Origin of the sequence: Nonomuraea sp. NPDC048882, assembly GCF_040649755.1 — a bacterium.
Lineage (GTDB): Bacteria > Actinomycetota > Actinomycetes > Streptosporangiales > Streptosporangiaceae > Nonomuraea > Nonomuraea maheshkhaliensis.
Genome location: NZ_JBEZGB010000003.1, coordinates 505385 through 521013 on the forward strand (window position 1 = coordinate 505385; position 15629 = coordinate 521013).

13 protein-coding genes and 1 pseudogene are annotated in these 15629 nt (G+C 73.7%); 6 read left to right on the plus strand and 8 right to left on the minus strand.

Features of this window, described 5'->3' with window-relative positions; all coding sequences use genetic code 11:
• Positions 1 to 20 precede the first annotated feature (20 nt).
• The 5 genes from AB0C27_RS12290 (at position 21) to AB0C27_RS12310 (ending at position 6704) form a co-directional block, all read left to right on the plus strand.
• On the plus strand, positions 21 to 1610 hold the full coding sequence (locus AB0C27_RS12290) for a helix-turn-helix domain-containing protein (protein ID WP_357841870.1): 1590 nt from the start codon (positions 21 to 23) through the stop codon (positions 1608 to 1610).
• A 92-nt stretch (positions 1611 to 1702) separates the two neighbouring features.
• Positions 1703 to 3286 (plus strand): ABC transporter substrate-binding protein, encoded by a 1584-nt coding sequence (locus tag AB0C27_RS12295; protein ID WP_357841873.1) that lies wholly within the window; start codon positions 1703 to 1705, stop codon positions 3284 to 3286.
• Entirely contained in the window at positions 3287 to 4228 is a 942-nt protein-coding gene (locus tag AB0C27_RS12300) for an ABC transporter permease (protein ID WP_357841876.1), read from the plus strand.
• Positions 4228 to 6042 carry a dipeptide/oligopeptide/nickel ABC transporter permease/ATP-binding protein gene (locus AB0C27_RS12305; RefSeq protein WP_357841879.1) on the plus strand — a complete coding sequence of 605 codons (1815 nt, stop codon included), beginning with the start codon at positions 4228 to 4230 and terminating at the stop codon, positions 6040 to 6042. The genes AB0C27_RS12300 and AB0C27_RS12305 overlap by 1 nt, the downstream gene beginning before the upstream one ends.
• Complete coding sequence (locus AB0C27_RS12310; protein ID WP_357841882.1) at positions 6039 to 6704, plus strand: ATP-binding cassette domain-containing protein; 666 nt, start codon at positions 6039 to 6041, stop codon at positions 6702 to 6704. Before AB0C27_RS12305 ends, AB0C27_RS12310 begins: the two co-directional genes overlap by 4 nt.
• On the opposite strand, the gene menC is transcribed toward AB0C27_RS12310, so the two are convergent.
• Together menC and AB0C27_RS12320 are read right to left on the minus strand one after the other, a co-directional pair.
• Complete coding sequence (gene menC, locus AB0C27_RS12315; protein ID WP_357841885.1) at positions 6694 to 7794, minus strand: o-succinylbenzoate synthase; 1101 nt, start codon at positions 7792 to 7794, stop codon at positions 6694 to 6696. The two genes, AB0C27_RS12310 and menC, sit on opposite strands and share 11 nt — an antisense overlap.
• A 13-nt stretch (positions 7795 to 7807) precedes the next feature.
• On the minus strand, positions 7808 to 8590 hold the full coding sequence (locus tag AB0C27_RS12320; RefSeq protein WP_357841888.1) for a GNAT family N-acetyltransferase: 783 nt from the start codon (positions 8588 to 8590) through the stop codon (positions 7808 to 7810).
• Positions 8591 to 8723: 133 nt separating this feature from the next.
• Between AB0C27_RS12320 and AB0C27_RS12325 the strand changes: the two genes are divergently transcribed.
• Positions 8724 to 9800 carry a hypothetical protein gene (locus AB0C27_RS12325; protein WP_357841891.1) on the plus strand — a complete coding sequence of 359 codons (1077 nt, stop codon included), beginning with the start codon at positions 8724 to 8726 and terminating at the stop codon, positions 9798 to 9800.
• Positions 9801 to 9901: 101 nt separating this feature from the next.
• On the opposite strand, the pseudogene AB0C27_RS12330 reads toward AB0C27_RS12325, so the two are convergent.
• The 6 genes and pseudogenes from AB0C27_RS12330 to AB0C27_RS12355 all read right to left on the minus strand — a co-directional run bounded on the left by AB0C27_RS12330 (position 9902) and on the right by AB0C27_RS12355 (position 15621).
• Positions 9902 to 10881: pseudogene (locus AB0C27_RS12330) on the minus strand (cation:proton antiporter).
• Between the two features lie 85 nt (positions 10882 to 10966).
• Complete coding sequence (locus tag AB0C27_RS12335) at positions 10967 to 12052, minus strand: M24 family metallopeptidase (RefSeq protein ID WP_357841893.1); 1086 nt, start codon at positions 12050 to 12052, stop codon at positions 10967 to 10969.
• Positions 12049 to 12957, minus strand: coding sequence for an ABC transporter ATP-binding protein (locus AB0C27_RS12340; protein ID WP_346115021.1), 909 nt, complete (start codon positions 12955 to 12957; stop codon positions 12049 to 12051). The genes AB0C27_RS12335 and AB0C27_RS12340 overlap by 4 nt, the downstream gene beginning before the upstream one ends.
• Complete coding sequence (locus AB0C27_RS12345; protein WP_357841897.1) at positions 12954 to 13727, minus strand: ABC transporter ATP-binding protein; 774 nt, start codon at positions 13725 to 13727, stop codon at positions 12954 to 12956. Before AB0C27_RS12345 ends, AB0C27_RS12340 begins: the two co-directional genes overlap by 4 nt.
• The gene (locus AB0C27_RS12350) at positions 13724 to 14602 is read right to left on the minus strand and encodes an ABC transporter permease (protein ID WP_357841900.1); all 879 of its coding nucleotides are present in this window, start codon (positions 14600 to 14602) and stop codon (positions 13724 to 13726) included. Before AB0C27_RS12350 ends, AB0C27_RS12345 begins: the two co-directional genes overlap by 4 nt.
• Positions 14599 to 15621, minus strand: a complete 1023-nt coding sequence (locus tag AB0C27_RS12355) for an ABC transporter permease (RefSeq protein WP_357841903.1) — start codon at positions 15619 to 15621, stop codon at positions 14599 to 14601. The genes AB0C27_RS12350 and AB0C27_RS12355 overlap by 4 nt, the downstream gene beginning before the upstream one ends.
• Positions 15622 to 15629 lie beyond the last annotated feature (8 nt).

The following is a 15629-nucleotide window of genomic DNA, read 5'->3' on the forward strand; positions in this document are numbered from 1 at the left end:
CCGTGGACTATCGTGACCGGATGAAGAACCGCCCACGCGCCAGCCTCGGGCGGATCCTGCACGACCTCGGCACGACGGTGCTCGACGTGGCCGCATCCCCCGGCTCACTCGACGCCGAGGTGACGGGGGTGCACATCTACGACCCGCTCGACGAGCTGATCGTCCCCTCGGGGGCGATCCTGCTCGCGGTCGGCGTGCAGGGCGCGGACGACATCTGCGCCCTGCTCGCCCGGGCCCCGCACGCCACCGGCATGGTGGTCAAGCTGCCGGTGGACGTGGACGAGCGGGTGCGCGCGGCCGTGCTGGAGACCGGCGTGGCCGTGCTCGGCCTCACCCGTGCCGCCTCCTGGGCCCAGGTGGCGGCGCTGCTGCGTTCCCTGCTGGCCGAGGGCGACCTGGCCGAGCCTGGAGAGGGCGCCTACGGCGACCTGTTCTCGCTGGCCAACGCCGTCTGCGCGCTGCTGGACGCGCCCGTGACGATCGAGGACAGGTCCTCGCGGGTGCTGGCGTTCTCAGGACGCCAGGACGAGACCGACCCCGGCCGGGTCGAGACCGTGCTGGGGCTGCAGGTGCCCGAGCGCTACCTGCGCCAGCTCGACGCCCAGGGCGTCTTCAAACGCCTCTACCAGAGCCACGAGCCGATCCACATCGAGCTCGACGACGACGACATCGTCAACCGGGCCGCCATGGCGGTGCGGGTCGGCGACGAGATCCTCGGCTCCATCTGGGCGGTGGTGCACGAGCCGCTCAGCCCGCAGCGGCAGCGCGCGCTCACCGACGCGGCCAAGATCGTGGCGCTGCAGCTGCTGCGCGAGCGGGCCGGGGCCGACACCCAGCGGCGGCTGCGCGCCGACCTGCTGTCCACGGTCCTCGCCGGCGGCTCCGACGCGGCCGAGGCGGCCGGCCGGCTCGGCATCGCGACCACCCGCCTGTGCGTGCTGGCCGCCCAGCTCGCGGGCGTGCCCGCCGACCCCGCGCAGGGCGAGAGCGACAGGCAGCGCTTCTGCGACGCGCTCGCGCTGCACGTCGCCGCCATCCATCCGAAGGCCGCCGCGGCGCTGGTCGGCTCCGTCGCGTACGCGGTGCTGCCGCTGGCCGCCGGCGGAGACGAGGAGGCGCGGGCCGTACGCGTGGCCGAGAGCTTCCTGGCCAGGGTCGGCCCCCGCCACGCGGCCAACATCGGCGTCGGCCGCCTCGCGCTCAGCCTGGCCCAGGTCGCCAGGTCCAGGGCCGACGCCGACCGCGCCCTGCGCGTGCTGCGCGCCGGCGGCACCGCGGGCCGGGCCGCCGGATACACCGAGGTGCACTTCGAGTCGCTGCTGCTCCAGGTCGCCGACGTGGCCGCTTCCGAGGACCAGGCGCCCACAGGCCCCTATCAGCGGCTGCTCGACCACGACGCCGAGCACGGCACCGAGCTGGCCGCCACGCTGGGGGCCTACCTCGACGCGTTCGGCGACGTCAACCAGGCGGCCGCCCGCGTCCACGTGCACGCCAACACCTTCCGCTACCGGCTCAAACGCCTGGTCGAGATCAGCGGCCTCGACCTGGCCGACCCCGACGCCAGGCTCACCGTGATGCTGCAGATGAGGATCTTCGGACACCAGCACTAGCGGCCCCGGCTTTTTCGTGACCGGCCACGAAGAAGGGGCCGGGGGTGAGCGGAGAAGGTGGTGCTCTCCCCCCACGCTCGTCTGGAGTGCCCATGAGAACACCGATAGCGGCGGCCCTCACCGCGCTCGCCCTGCTCGCGGCCGCCTGCGGAGGCACAGAAGGGGGTGGCGAAGGGGGTGGCGGGCCGGCCGGGGGCGGCACGTTCACCTACGCCCTCCCGGCCGACCCCGGCGTGCTCGACCCTTCTGGGGCCGTGCTCAACGTCACCATCACCACGCTGTCCCTCGCCTACGACACCCTGGTCGGCGTCTCCAAGGACGGCAAGACCGTGCCCCTCCTGGCGGAGAAGTGGACGGTCGAGCCCGACAAGGTCACCTTCACCATGCGCAAGGACGCCACCTGCTCCGACGGCTCGCCCGTCAAAGCCTCCGACGTGGCCGACAGCGTCAACCACATCGCCGATCCCGCCACCAAGTCGCCCATCTACGGCGTGATCGTGCCCACCGGCATGAAGGCCGAGGCCGACGAGGCGGCCGGCACCGTGACCCTGTCGATGCCGGAGCCGTTCAGCTTCATCCTGGAGACCGCCCGCTCGCTCTACGTCGTCTGCGGCGCGGGTCTCAAGGACCGCTCGCTGCTGCAGCGCGGCACCTCGGGCAGCGGCCCCTACAAGCTCACCGAGGCGGTGCCGGGCGACCACTACACCTTCAAGGCCCGCAGGGAGTACGCCTGGGGCCAGGAGGGCGGCACCGGCAAGGACATCCCGGAGACCGCGGTGGTGAAGATCATGCCGAACGAGCAGACCGCCGCCAACCTGCTCATCTCCGGCGGCCTGAACGGCGCCGTCGTCATCGGCCCCGACCGCGCCCGTCTGGAGGCCGCCCCCGGCATCGGCAAGACGGTCGAACCGCTCCAGAACGGCCAGTTCTTCTACCACCAGGGCGACGACCGGCCCGGCCACGACCCCGCCGTGCGTAAGGCGCTCACCCAGGCCGTCAACCTCAAGGAGCTGGCCGGGATCGCCACCAGCGGCACCGGCAAGCCCGCCACGGGTCTCGTCCTGCACCCGCGCCCCTGCCAGGGCGACTCCGTCACCGGGCACGTGCCGGCCTACGACGAGGCCGCCGCCAAGGCCGCGCTCGACGCGGCGGGCTGGAAGCCCGGCCCCGACGGCGTGCGGGTCAAGGACGGCAAGCGGTTCACCCTGCGCTACCTCTACGCCACCACCAGGGGCGCCGGGACTCAGGCCGCCGCCGAGTACCTGGCCGCCGCCTGGCGCAAGGTCGGCGTCGAGGTGAAGCTGAACGGCCAGATCGACACCAAGCTGGCCGAGTCGCTCAACGCCACCCAGGACTGGGACGTCGTCTGGCTGCCCATCGGCGTCACGCTGCCGAGCCAGCTCATCGGCTTCCTGTCCGGCCCCGGCGCCCCCAAGGGCGCCAACTTCGCGCACCTTTCGAACAAGACGTACGAGAAGCTCGTCGCCGAGGCCGGCCGGGTCCCGGCCACCGAGGGCTGCCCGAAGTGGCTGCAGGCGGAGTCGGCCCTGTTCGACTCGGGCGACCTGGTGCCCGTGGTCGAGCAGACCGTGCTCCAGGCCACCAAGGGCGCCACGTACCAGCAGTACGCCGGGGTGTTCGTGCCCGCCTCGATCCGGCTCACGCAGGGAGGCTAGATGACCCGCCGTCTCGGCGTGCGGCGACTGGTGCGGTTCGCGGTGTCGCTGGGGGTGCTCATGGTGGTGTCGTTCGCGATGATCCACCTGATCCCCGGCGACCCCGTCCGCGCCGCCCTGGGCCCGGCCGCTCCCGTGGAGCTGGTCGAGGCCCGCCGGGCGGCGCTCGGCCTCGACCGGCCGCTGCCGGAGCAGCTCCTCACGTACGTCACCGGCGTCGTGACGGGCGACTTCGGCACCTCGTTCCTCACGGGCGAGCCGGTCAGCGAGGTGATCGTCAGCCGTCTGCCCAACACCCTGTCGCTGGCACTGCTCGCCACCGCCGTGGCGCTGCTGCTCGCCGTGCCGCTCGGGATGTGGGCCGCCGTCCGCACCGAGAACGGCCGCAACCGCGGCACCGAGCTCGGCTTCAGCGCCACCACCGGCACCGCCGTGGCCGTGCCCGAGTTCCTGTACGCCATCGCGCTCGTGACCGTCTTCGCCATCGCGCTCGGCTGGTTCCCACCGGCGGGCAAGGCGGGGCCGCTCACGTACGTGCTGCCCGTCCTGGCCCTGTCGCTGGGCCCGGCCGCCATGATCGCCCGCATCTCGCGCGTGGAGACGCTGCGCGAGCTCGGCAAGGACTACGTGCGGCTGGCCCGCGCCAAACGGCTGCCCGCCGCCCGGCTGCACCTGCGGCACGTGCTGCCCAACACGCTGACCGCCACCCTGACCGTCGGCGGCCTGCTGCTCACCTCGCTCATCGCGGGCGGCGTGCTGGTCGAGTACGTCTTCGCCTGGCCCGGGCTCGGCCTGAAGATCGTCGAGTCCATCACGCAGAAGGACTATCCGGTGGCCCAGGGCGTGATCCTCGTCTACGGCGCCCTCGTGCTGATCGTCAACCTCGCGGTCGACCTGGTGCTCGGAGCGCTCGACCCCACGTCCGCCATCAAGGAGGCCTGATGACCGGCTGGTCGCGCAGGAACGCGCCGGGAGCCGCGGGGGCCGTCATCGTGGCGGCGATGGCCGTGCTGGCCGTCGTGGGCCCGCCCATCTGGGGCGACGAGGCCGTGCGCATCGACGCCGCCGCGATACTCCAAGGATCTACGCCCGGCCACCCGCTCGGCACCGACAACCTCGGCCGCGACCTGCTGGCCAGGGTCCTGGTCGCCGGGCGCTACTCGCTGCTGCTGGCGCTGGCGGCCACCGCCATCGGCGCCACGGCCGGAATCGTGCTCGGCACCCTGCCCTCGGTGCTGCCCAGGCGCGCCGCCCGGCTGGCCACCGGCACGGTCAACGCCCTGGTGGCCTTCCCCGGGCTGCTGCTGGCCATGTTCACCGCGGTCGTCACCGGGCTGGGCGCGCGCGGCGCGGTGCTCGGCATCGGGGCGGCCATCGCCCCCGGCTTCGCCCGGCTCACCCAGACGCTGGCCGCCACCGTCGCGAACTCCGACTACGTCTCGGCCGCGCGCATGCTCGGCGTGCCCCGCCGCCTCATCCTGACCAGGCATGTGCTGCCCAACATCGCCGAGCCGCTCATCCTCAACCTCACCCAGGCGCTCGGCGGCGCGCTGCTCGGCCTGGCCGGGATGTCGTTCCTCGGGCTCGGGGTGCAGCCGCCCGACTTCGACTGGGGCCGGCTGCTGTTCGACGGCTTCCCGCGCATCTACGTCACGCCGGAGGTGGCGCTCGGCCCTGCCGCCGCCGTCGCGCTGGCCGGGATCGGCTTCAACCTGCTCGGCGACGCCCTGGCCAGGGCCGCCGCGCGGACGTCCGTCACCCGCGAGAAGACGCCGGCTCCGCCCACCGCTGAAGACGCCGGCGAGCCGGACCCCGGCGCGGTGCTGGAGGTGCGCGACCTGACCGTCACCTTCCCGGGCGGCGTCACCCCCGTACGGCAGCTCTCGCTGACCGTGGCGCCCGGCGAGATCGTCGGGCTCGTGGGCGAGTCCGGCAGCGGCAAGAGCCTGACCGCCGCCGCCATCGGCGGCCTCGTCCCCTACCCGGGCACCGTCACGCACGCGGCGCTCCGCCTGGGCGGCAGGGACGTCGCCACGCTGTCGGACAAGGAGCTCGGCACCGCGCTCGCCATGGTCTTCCAGGACCCGCTCGCCGCGCTCAACCCGGCGCTCAAGGTGGGCGGGCAGCTGGCCGAGGTGGCCATCGTGCACGAGGGCGCCGACCGCGCCGAGGCGCGCCGCCGCGCCGTGGACCGGCTCGGCCACGTCCACCTGCCGGAACCGGACCGCCGCGCCAAGCAACACCCGCACGAGCTGTCCGGCGGCATGCGGCAGCGCGCCGTGATCGCGATGGGCCTCATGGGCACGCCGCGCCTGATCGTCGCCGACGAGCCCACGACCGCGCTCGACGTGACCGTGCAGCGGCAGATCCTGCGGCTGCTGCGCGAGGTCGTCGAAGAGACGGGCGCGGCCACCCTGTTCATCTCCCACGACATCGCCGTCGTGGGAGAGCTGTGCGACCGGGTCGTGGTCATGTACGCGGGCCGCGTCGTCGAGGAACTGCCCGCCGACCGGCTGGCGGACGGGGCCGCGCACCCGTACACGAAGGCGCTCATCGCCTCCCTGCCCGACCTGGACACCGACCGCTCCACACCGCTGGCGGGCATCGCCGGCACCCAGCCCGCGCCCGGTCAGGTCGGCCCCGGCTGCGCGTTCGCCCCCCGATGCCCGCTGGCCACCGCCCGGTGCGAGTCGGACCGGCCGGAACTCGTCGCGCACGGCCCCAAGCAGCGGGTCGCCTGCTGGGAGGTCAAATGATCATCAAGAACCTGAGCGTGCGCTTCGGCGCCTTCACCGCGGTGGACGACGTGACGCTGGAGATCCCCGACGGCGGCGTCGTCGGGCTCGTCGGCGAGTCGGGATCGGGCAAGTCGACGCTGGCCAGGGCCGTGTGCGGGCTCGTGCCCCACACCGGCACCGTGGAGGGCGCCCGCCGGGTGCAGATGGTCTTCCAGGACCCGTACGCCTCGCTGAACCCGCGCATGACCGTCGGCAGGACCATCGCCGAGGGGGCGGGCGCCGGCGAGGTGGAGCGGCTGCTCGGCCTCGTCCGCCTGCCCGCCGAGCTGGCCGGGCGCTACCCGCGCGAGCTGTCGGGCGGGCAGCGCCAGCGCGTGGCCATCGCCCGCGCGCTCGGCGGCGACCCCGGACTGCTGGTCGCCGACGAGATCACCAGTTCGCTCGACGTGTCCGTGCAGGGAGCGGTGCTCAACCTGGTCCGCGGGCTGTGCGACGAGCTGGGGCTGACGATGCTGTTCATCTCGCACAACCTGGCCGTGGTCAGGTACGTCGCCGACGTGGTCGCCGTCATGCACCACGGCCGCCTGGTCGAGGTCGGGCCCACCGAACAGGTCGTCGGCGAGCCCGCGCACGAATACACCCGCAGCCTGCTGGCCGCGGTGCCCAGGCTCAGAGGGTGATCCACTCCGTGGCCGTCGTCACCTCGTCGAGCACGGCCGGGATCGGCTCGACGCCCAGCCCCGGCCCCGTGGGCACCTCCAGGTGCCCGTCCGCCAGCTCGAACGGCTCGGTGACGTCGGTGGCGTAGTAGCGCCGCGAGCCGGAGGTGTCGCCCGGCAGCGTGAACCCCGGCAGGGCGGCCAGCGCCACGTTGGCCGCCCGGCCCAGGCCGGTCTCCAGCATGCCGCCGCACCACACCGCGACGCCGTTGGCCCGGCACAGGTCGTGGATGCGCCGAGCCTCCAGGTAGCCGCCGATCCGGCCCGGCTTGATGTTGATGATCGAGCACGACCCGAGCGCGATGGCCGCGGCGGCGTGCTCGGCCGACTCGATCGACTCGTCCAGGCAGACCGGCGTCCGCAGTTGCGTGGCCAGTTTGGCGTGCTGGACCAGGTCGTCGTTGGCCAGCGGCTGCTCGATCAGCAGCAGGTCGAACGGGTCGAGCCGGGCCAGGTGGCGGGCGTCGGTGAGGGAGTAGGCGGCGTTCGCGTCCACCTGGAGCAGCACGTCGTCGCCGAAGCGCTCGCGCACCGCCCGCACCGGCTCGACGTCCCAGCCGGGCTCGATCTTCAGCTTGATCCGGACGTAGCCCTCGTCGAGGAAGCCTGCCACGGCGTCGAGGAGCTGCGGGACGGAGTCCATGATGCCGACCGACACCCCGCACGGCACACGCGTCCTGGCCGCGCCGAGGAAGCGGCCGAACGACTGGCCCGCCGCCCGCAGCTGCGCGTCCAGCACGGCCGTCTCCACCGCCGCCTTGGCCATGCGGTGCCCCTTGATCGGTTCGAGGGCGCGGCCGACGTCCTGCGCGTCGAGGGTCCGCGGCAGCCTCGGCAGCAGGAAACGGCGGATCACCTCGGCGGCGCCGTCGACGTACTCGGAGGAGTAGAGCGGCCCGGACATCGCCACGCACTCGCCCCAGCCCTCCGCGTCGGGCGTCACCACCCGCACCAGCAGGATGTCACGGGAGGTCTCGGTGCCGAACGAGGTGCGGAACGGCGCCACCAGCGGCATCGCGATCCGCCGCAGCTCTACTCCGGTGATCTTCACTTGCTCTCCCACTTCATCGTCTCTCCAACACGTAGTACGACTTCCCGCAGAACCCCGTGACCCGGCGGCCCTGCGCCATCAGGCCCCCCAGCACCTCGCGCACGGCGTGCCGCCACGCCTTGCCGATGCCCGGGTCGGCCCGGCGCAACCCCTCGATGTCGGCCGGCACCGCGACCAGCACGGTGTCGGCGTCGTCGGATCCCTGCACCGGGCGCCCGCCCTCGTCGGCCAGCGCCACCACCGCGTCGCGGGGGACCGGCACCACGTACGGCTCCCGCCGCGCCAGCGCCTCCACGTGCGGCGCGCTCAGCGGCCAGGACGCCAGCAGCCGGTCCGACTCGTCGCCCTGGTTGATCGCGTCCTCCATGACGCCGTAGAAGGCCGGCAGGTACTCCACCGGCCTGGCCCCCAGCTTGGCCAGGTTGAAGTGCGCGTTGCGGCGCACCAGGGGGTCGTAGGTCCAGGTGATGCGCTCCAGGCCGCGCTCCAGGGCCCAGCGCCGCTGGTGCTGCTTGAGCTCGAACCCGATGCCGTGCCCGGCCGTCGCGCCCGTGACGTGGGAGTGCAGCGCGCCCCCTGCCGCCAGGAACCCCACGGATGCGCCGACCATGCGCCCGTCCTCGAACGCCCCGGCCACGTAGCCGCCGGCGTGCGCCAGCGCCCGCATCAGCTCCAGCGTGATGGGCGGGTCGCCGGAGCCGAAGTGCCAGATGCCGTCGAACAGCGCGTGCACGCCTTCGAGCTCCGGTATCTCGTGGAGCTCCCTGACCTCGATCAACGGCCGACCCTTTCTCACGGACATCTCCTTGGCGACGCTATGCCATCGCCGTTCGCCGGTGTTCGTGCGGATTCACCAAGACGACCCCGCCCTTTCGTGGCCCCGCCCTATCAGGGGGCGGACGGCGGTTGTGCGGTTCTAGGCTGCCCGGGTGGAAGAAGAGCTCATGACCGTGTTCGGCGGGGTTGACGCCGTGCTCGAACCGCTCACGCACAACCCGAACAACGCCGTCACCCGAGGCATCTGGCGCGCCCGCGCCGGCTCCCGTACGGCGGTGCTCAAGGTCCTGACCAGGCGCAAGGAGGCGCCCGCCGGGTGGGAGCACTCCGAGGACCCGCGGCACTGGAACTACTGGCGCAGGGAGGCCGACGTGTACGCGAGCGGCCTGCCGGGCCTCTGGGCCGGCACCGGGCTGCGCGCGCCCCGGCTGCTGGAGCTGGCCGAGCGGCCGGACGGCGACCTGGCGCTGTGGACCGAGGACGTCGCGGGAGCGCCGGGCACCACGTGGGACGTCGCCCGCCACGCGCGCCTCGGACACCAGCTCGGCCTGGCACAGGGGGCGCAGGGGGCGGCGACGCCCGTGGAACGGCCGTGGCTGAGCCGGTCCTTCCTGCGGGACTACCTGGAGGCCAGGCGGGTCCCGTACGAGCCGCTGGACGACGACGCCGCCTGGCGGCAGCCCCTGGTGGCCGCGAACTTCCCGCCGGAGCTGCGCGGCGAGCTGATCCGGCTGCACCGCGACCGCGAGGAGTTCCTGGCCGTCATGGAGTCGCTGCCGAGGGCGCTGTGCCACCTCGACCTGTGGCCGAGCAACGTCATCGACGCGGGCGGCGAGAGCGTGCTGCTGGACTGGGCGTTCACCGGCGACGGCGCGCTCGGGGAGGACATCGGCGATCACATCCCCGACAGCGTCTTCGACCTGTTCCTGCCCGCCGCCCTGCTGCCCGAGCTGGACGCGGCCGTCTACGGGGCCTATCTTCGCGGGCTGCGGGAGTCGGGGTGGCGCGGTGACGAGCGGCTGGTGCGGCTGGCCGTGTGCGCGTCGGCGGTCAAGTACGACTTCCTGGCGCCGCCGCTGATGCTGCGGCAGGCGGGAGAGGCGCAGCTCGACTACGGTGGCTCCCGCCCGGTGGACGCCACCCGCCGTTACCGGGAACGCGGCGCGGCCCTGATGTTCCTGGCGGGCTGGGCGGACGAGGCCAGAAAGCTGGCCGCCGCCGTCCTCTGAGCCGAAGGCGGGGGGCAGGGCCGGCTTCAGCGCTGGTTTCAGGGCCGGCTGCAGCGCTGGCTTTAGGGCCGGCATCTGGCGTCGGGGTGGCGCGGGACGGGTCAGCGCCAGCTTCTGGCGTCGAGGCGGCGCAGGACGCGGGAGACCACCGCCGGGTCGGCGCCCGGGTCCCGGAGCGCCTCCAGGACCACCTGCCGGGCGGCGGACAACATCTCGCCCTGCACCCGCCGCACCAGCTTGATCCGCCGGGCCCGCTGCTCGTACGCCTCGCGCCGCTCGTCGTCGGCGATCTCGTGGCTGATCCGCAGGCCCAGGTCCATCATGCGCCGGGTCAGCAGCTCGACCACCTCCTCGGGCAGGTCCTCGGCCTCGTCGATCTGCCGCAGCCGCCGCTTGGCCGCCCTGGCCGCCTCGACCGCCAGCCGCTTCTCCAGCTCCCGCTCGGCCGCCGTGTCGCCCTTCACTCCGAGCCTGGTCACCAGCCACGGCAAGGTCAGCCCCTGCACGATCAGCGTCACCAGGATGACCGCGAAGGAGATGAACACGATGACCGCCCGCTCGGGGAACGGCCCGCCGCCCTCCGTCTCCACCAGCACGGCCACCACGGCCGACAGCACGAACTCGGTCAGCGCACCCGGCCACGAGAAGGTGCCGGTCACGGCCGCCGCGATGGCCACGTGGTAGAGCACGATCGCGGTGACGTCGTTGAACAGGCCCTCGCCTTCGAGTAGCGACACCAGGCGCCTGGGCAGCCCGAGCCGGCCCGCCACCGCCGTGGCCGCGACCGGGTCGGGCGGCGCCACCAGCGCGCCCATGGCCACCGCCGCCGCCAGCGGCAGCCCGGCACGAGCGCGTGCGCGACCGCCGCCACGGCCGCCGTGGTCACGAAGACGAGCGCCACGGCGAGCAGGAAGATCGGCTGCCGGCTGGCCGCGAACTGCCGCCACGAGGTGCGCTGGACGGCCGCGTACAGCAGGGGAGGCAGCAGGGGAGGCAGCAGCAGCGGCAGCACGATGCCGGGCGGCACGTCCACGTTCGGGACGAAGGGCAGGGCGGCCAGCACGATGCCCAGCAGCGTCATCAGGACAGGCGGGGGCAGCCCGAGCCGCTCACCCACCGGTACGGTGACCAGCGTAGTCGAGCGCTCCCGTACGGCGGCGCAGGGGCTAACGGTCGAGAACGTGCAGCGTGTGCGGGCTGGAGCCGAGCGGCACGGGGCCCCGTTCCGCGCAGGCCACCACGTCCGCCACCCGGGCCCCGAACAGGTCGGGCACGTAGATGGCCGGTTCGAGGCAGAACGTCATCCCGGCCGCCAGCATGGTGTCCTCGCCGTCCCTCGGCCCCTCGTCGGGCCCGAGGCCGACACCCCGGCAGGTGCGGGGTGCGGCGAAGCGCCCGTACCCGCTGCCGTCGATCACCTCGCCGACCGCCCGCGCCACCTCCGCCACCGCGACGCCCGGCCGCACCGCCCCCAGCCCGGCCCGGTAGGCCGCCGTCACCACGGAGTACATCGCCTCGAAGTCCTCCGGCGGCTCGGCCACCACGAACACCCTGGCCACCTCGGCGCAGTAGCCGCCCCACCGCCCGCACACCGACACCGTCACCGCGTCGCCGGGATTGATCACCCGCTCGCCCGGCACGTGCGCGGGCCGCGCCGTGTGCTCGCCCGCCGCCACCCGCAGCGCGACCAACTCCTCGCAGCCCGACTCCGCCAGCAGCACCCGCAGCCGGTGCGCCATCGCCCGCTCGGTCGCCCCGAACCAGGCCAGCTCACGCGCCCGCGCCAGCACCCCCTCCGCGGCGGCCACCGCCCGGCCGATGGCCTCCACTTCGTACGGCTCCTTACGCAGCCGCAGCGGCGCCAGCACCGACGAGGCGGGCACGAGCTCGGCCTCGATCGCCATCCCGAACAGCTCCCGGACCCGCATCTCCGGATCCACCCCGACCCGCCGCGCCCCCTCGGGCACCAGCCCGGCCGGATCGGCGGTCTCGGCCACCGCGTCGCCCGTCACGACGATGAACGCCCCCGCCCGGCTGTCGGGACCCCCGCCCAGGAACCGGTAGTCCGGCGAGGGCCGCAGCACCAGCGCGTCCACCCCGGCCCCCGCCATCGCCTCCCGCACCGCCGCCACCCGGCCGCTCACGGCGTCGTGCGGCTCTCCGGCGTCCGCCACCCGGCCGCTCACCGCCTCGTGCGGGCCCCCGGCGTCCGCCGCCCGGCCGCCTACGGCGTCGCGCGGTTCGCGGCTCACTTGGGCTCGTGCAGCCAGCAGGCGACCGGCCCGAAGTCCGGCTCCTTCTCGCGGCACACGTCCATCACCATCGGGCAGCGCGGGCTGAACCGGCATCCGCCCGGCGGGTTCGCCGGATCGGGCACATCTCCCGGCAGCTCGGCGGGCAGCACGCCCAGCCCGTCCGGCTTGGGGATCGCCCCCAGCAGCGCCTTCGTGTACGGGTGCCGCGGCTCGGCCCACACCTCGGCCGTGTCGCCCACCTCGACGATCTTGCCCAGGTACATGACCGCGATCCGGTCCGCGATCAGCCGCACCACCGACAGGTCGTGGCTGATGAACAGCAGCCCCGCCCCCGACTCCACGGCCAGGTCCCGCATCAGCCTGGCCACCTGCGCCTGCGCGGAGGCGTCCAGGGCCGAGATCGGCTCGTCGCCGATCAGCAGCCGCGGCCTGGCCGCCAGCGCCCGCGCGATGGCGATGCGCTGCCGCTGCCCGCCGGAGAACTCGTGCGGGTGCCGCCCCGCGAAGTCGCGCGGAAGCCCGACGCGTTCCAGCAGGTCGGCGGGGGTGGTGGCGGTGTCGCGCGAGGTGCGCAGCCCGTCGGCGATCTGCTCGCCCACCCGCCGCCTGGGGTTCAGCGACGCGTACGGGTCCTGGAACACCATCTGGATCCCGGTCAGTTTCCTGCGGCGCAGCCCGAGCGGGGTGACCGGCTGCCCGTCGAAGGCGACCGAGCCTGCCGTGATCGGGTTCAGCCCGCAGACCGCGCGGGCCAGTGTCGACTTGCCGCAGCCGGACTCGCCGACCAGCCCGACGACCTCGCCGGGATGGACCGCCAGGCTGGCCCCGGCCACCGCCCGCACCACGGGCCGGCCGGGGGAGCGGTGCTCGACCACCAGGTCGTCAATGGTCAGCAGGCTCATGACAGCTCCGTATCAGGCAGGGAGTCCAGCAGCGAGCGGGTGTAGGGGTGCTCGGGCTCGCGCAGCACACGGGCGCGCGGCCCCGACTCCACCACCAGACCGTCCTTCATCACGCTCACCTCGTCCGCGACGGCCGACATGACGCCCAGGTCGTGCGTCACGAGCAGCACCGCCAGCCCCAGCTCGTCGCAGAGGCCGCGCAGCAGCCGCAGCACGCCCGCCTGGACGGTCACGTCCAGCGCGGTCGTGGGCTCGTCGGCGATCAGCACCTTCGGCGAGCAGGCCAGGGCGACGGCGATGGCGATGCGCTGCCGCATCCCGCCGGAGAACTGGTGCGGGAAGCGCCCGTACGCCTCCGCCGGGCCCGGGATGCGCACCTTGCCGAGCAGCTCCACCGCCCGCGCCTTCGCCTCCGCCTTGCCCAGGCCGAGATGGTGACGCATGTGCTCGGTGAGCTGCTTGCCGATCGTCAGCATCGGGTGCAGGCTCGTCGCCGGGTCCTGGAAGACCATGGCGACCTCGCCGCCGCGCACCCGGTTGAGCTCCTTGGGCGGCAGCGTCAGCAGGTCGCGCTCGCCGAGCCGGATCGCGCCCGTGGTCCGCGCGCCGTGCGGCAGCAGCCCCAGCACGGCCAGCCCGGTCATCGTCTTGCCCGAGCCGCTCTCCCCGGCCAGGCCGTGCACCCGGCCCTCTGACAGCCGCAGGTCGACGCCGCGCAGGATGTCCTTCCCGCCGATCGACACCTTCAGCTCGGTGATGTCCAGCGTCACAGCGCACGCTCCTTGATCGCGCGGGCCGTACGGGGGTCGAGGGCGTCGCGCAGGGTGTCGCCGAGGAAGTTGAACGCCAGCACCACGGTCAAAATCGCCAGACCGGGGAACGTCGCCACCCACCAGCTGTCGAACACCTCGACGCCGGAGGCGACCATCGCCCCCCACTCGGGCGAGGGCGGCTTGGCGCCCAGGCCCAGGAACGACAGCCCGGACAGCAGCAGCAGCGCCGTGCCGATGTCGAGCGTGGCCAGCACCAGCACCGGGCCGGTCACGTTCGGCAGCACGTCGACCCGCAGCGAGCGCCACACCGAGAAGCCCAGCAGCCGCCCGCTCAGCACGAACTCCCGCTCCCGCACGCCCAGCACCAGCCCGCGCGTCACCCGCGCGTAGGCGGGCCAGGCGACGACGAGCACGGCCAGCACCGCGTTCGTCAGGCTCGCGCCGAGCGCCGCGGCCACCACCATGGCCAGGATGACCGTGGGGAAGGCGAACACCAGGTCCGCCACCCGCATGATCGTCTCGTCCACCCAGCGGCCGAAGTACCCGGCGCACGCGCCGAGCAGGCCGCCGATCAGCACCGACAGCGCCACCAGCAGCAGCGTCAGCGGGATCGACACGCGCGCCCCGTACATGACCCGGCTGAGGATGTCGCGGCCGAGCTGGTCGGTGCCGAACCAGTGGCCGGGCCCTGGAGCGGCCAGCCGCGGCAGTTCCTGGGCGAGGGGGTCGTGCGGCGCCAGCGCGGGCGCGGCCAGCGCGACCACGAGCCAGGCGACGACCAGCACGCCGCCGACGACGGCCAGCGGCTGGCGCCACGCCTCCGGCAGCCTGCGCAGCAGGCCTTTGCGCGCGAGGGGGTCGCGCCGTCTCATTGGAGCCTCACTCGGGGATCGATGACGCCGTACAGGACGTCCACGATCAGGTTGATGACCAGGTACACGATGCCCACCACGAGGCCGACGCCCATGACGGCGGGCAGGTCGAGGGTGGTGGCGCTCTTGTAGGCGTACTGGCCGACGCCCGGCCAGGCGAAGATCGCCTCGACCAGCACGGTGCCGGACAGCAGGCTGCCGAAGGCCAGGCCTGCCACGGTGATGATGGGCACCAGGGCCGAGCGCAGCACGTACCGGAACAGGATCGTGCGCCCTGGCAGGCCCTTGGCCCTCGCGGCGCGCACGTAGTCCTGCCCCAGCACCTCCAGCACCGCCGAGCGGGTGAACCTGGTCAGCAGCCCGATCGTGTAGAGCGCCAGCACCAGGGCGGGTGTGACGAGGTGGCCGGCGGCGGAGGCGAAGATGTCCCACCGGCCGGCCAGCAGCGCGTCCACCGTCTGCAGGCCGGTCACGGGCGGCGCCAGGCCGAGCGCGACGTCCACCCGGCCGCTGCCCGGGGTGAGCTGCAGCCGGTAGAAGAACACGTAGAACGCCAGCAGCGCCAGCCAGAACGTCGGCACGGAGATGCCGATCAGGCTCAGCACCCGCAGCGCGTGATCCGGGAGACGGTCCCTGCGCAGCGCCGCCACCACGCCGAAGCCCACGCCCAGCACGAGCGAGACCAGGATCGCCGCGCCCGCCAGCTCCAGCGTGGCCGGGACGAACTCGGCCAGATCCTGACTCACCGGGCGGTGGCTCTGCTGGCTCATGCCCAGGTCGCCCTGGACCAGGCCCTGGAGGTGGATGAGGTACTGCTGCCAGAGCGGCTTGTCCAGGCCGTGCTCGGCCCGCCACTGCGCCACGATGGCGGGATCGCCCAGGGCCCGCTGGCCGAGGTTGGCGGCCACGGGGTCACCCGGGACGAGGTTCGTCAGCACGAACGTCACCAGGGTGATGCCCCAGGCCATCAGCACGGCCAGCAGGATCCGCCGGATCAGGAACCGCGCGAGCGGATGCACCCTGTGCC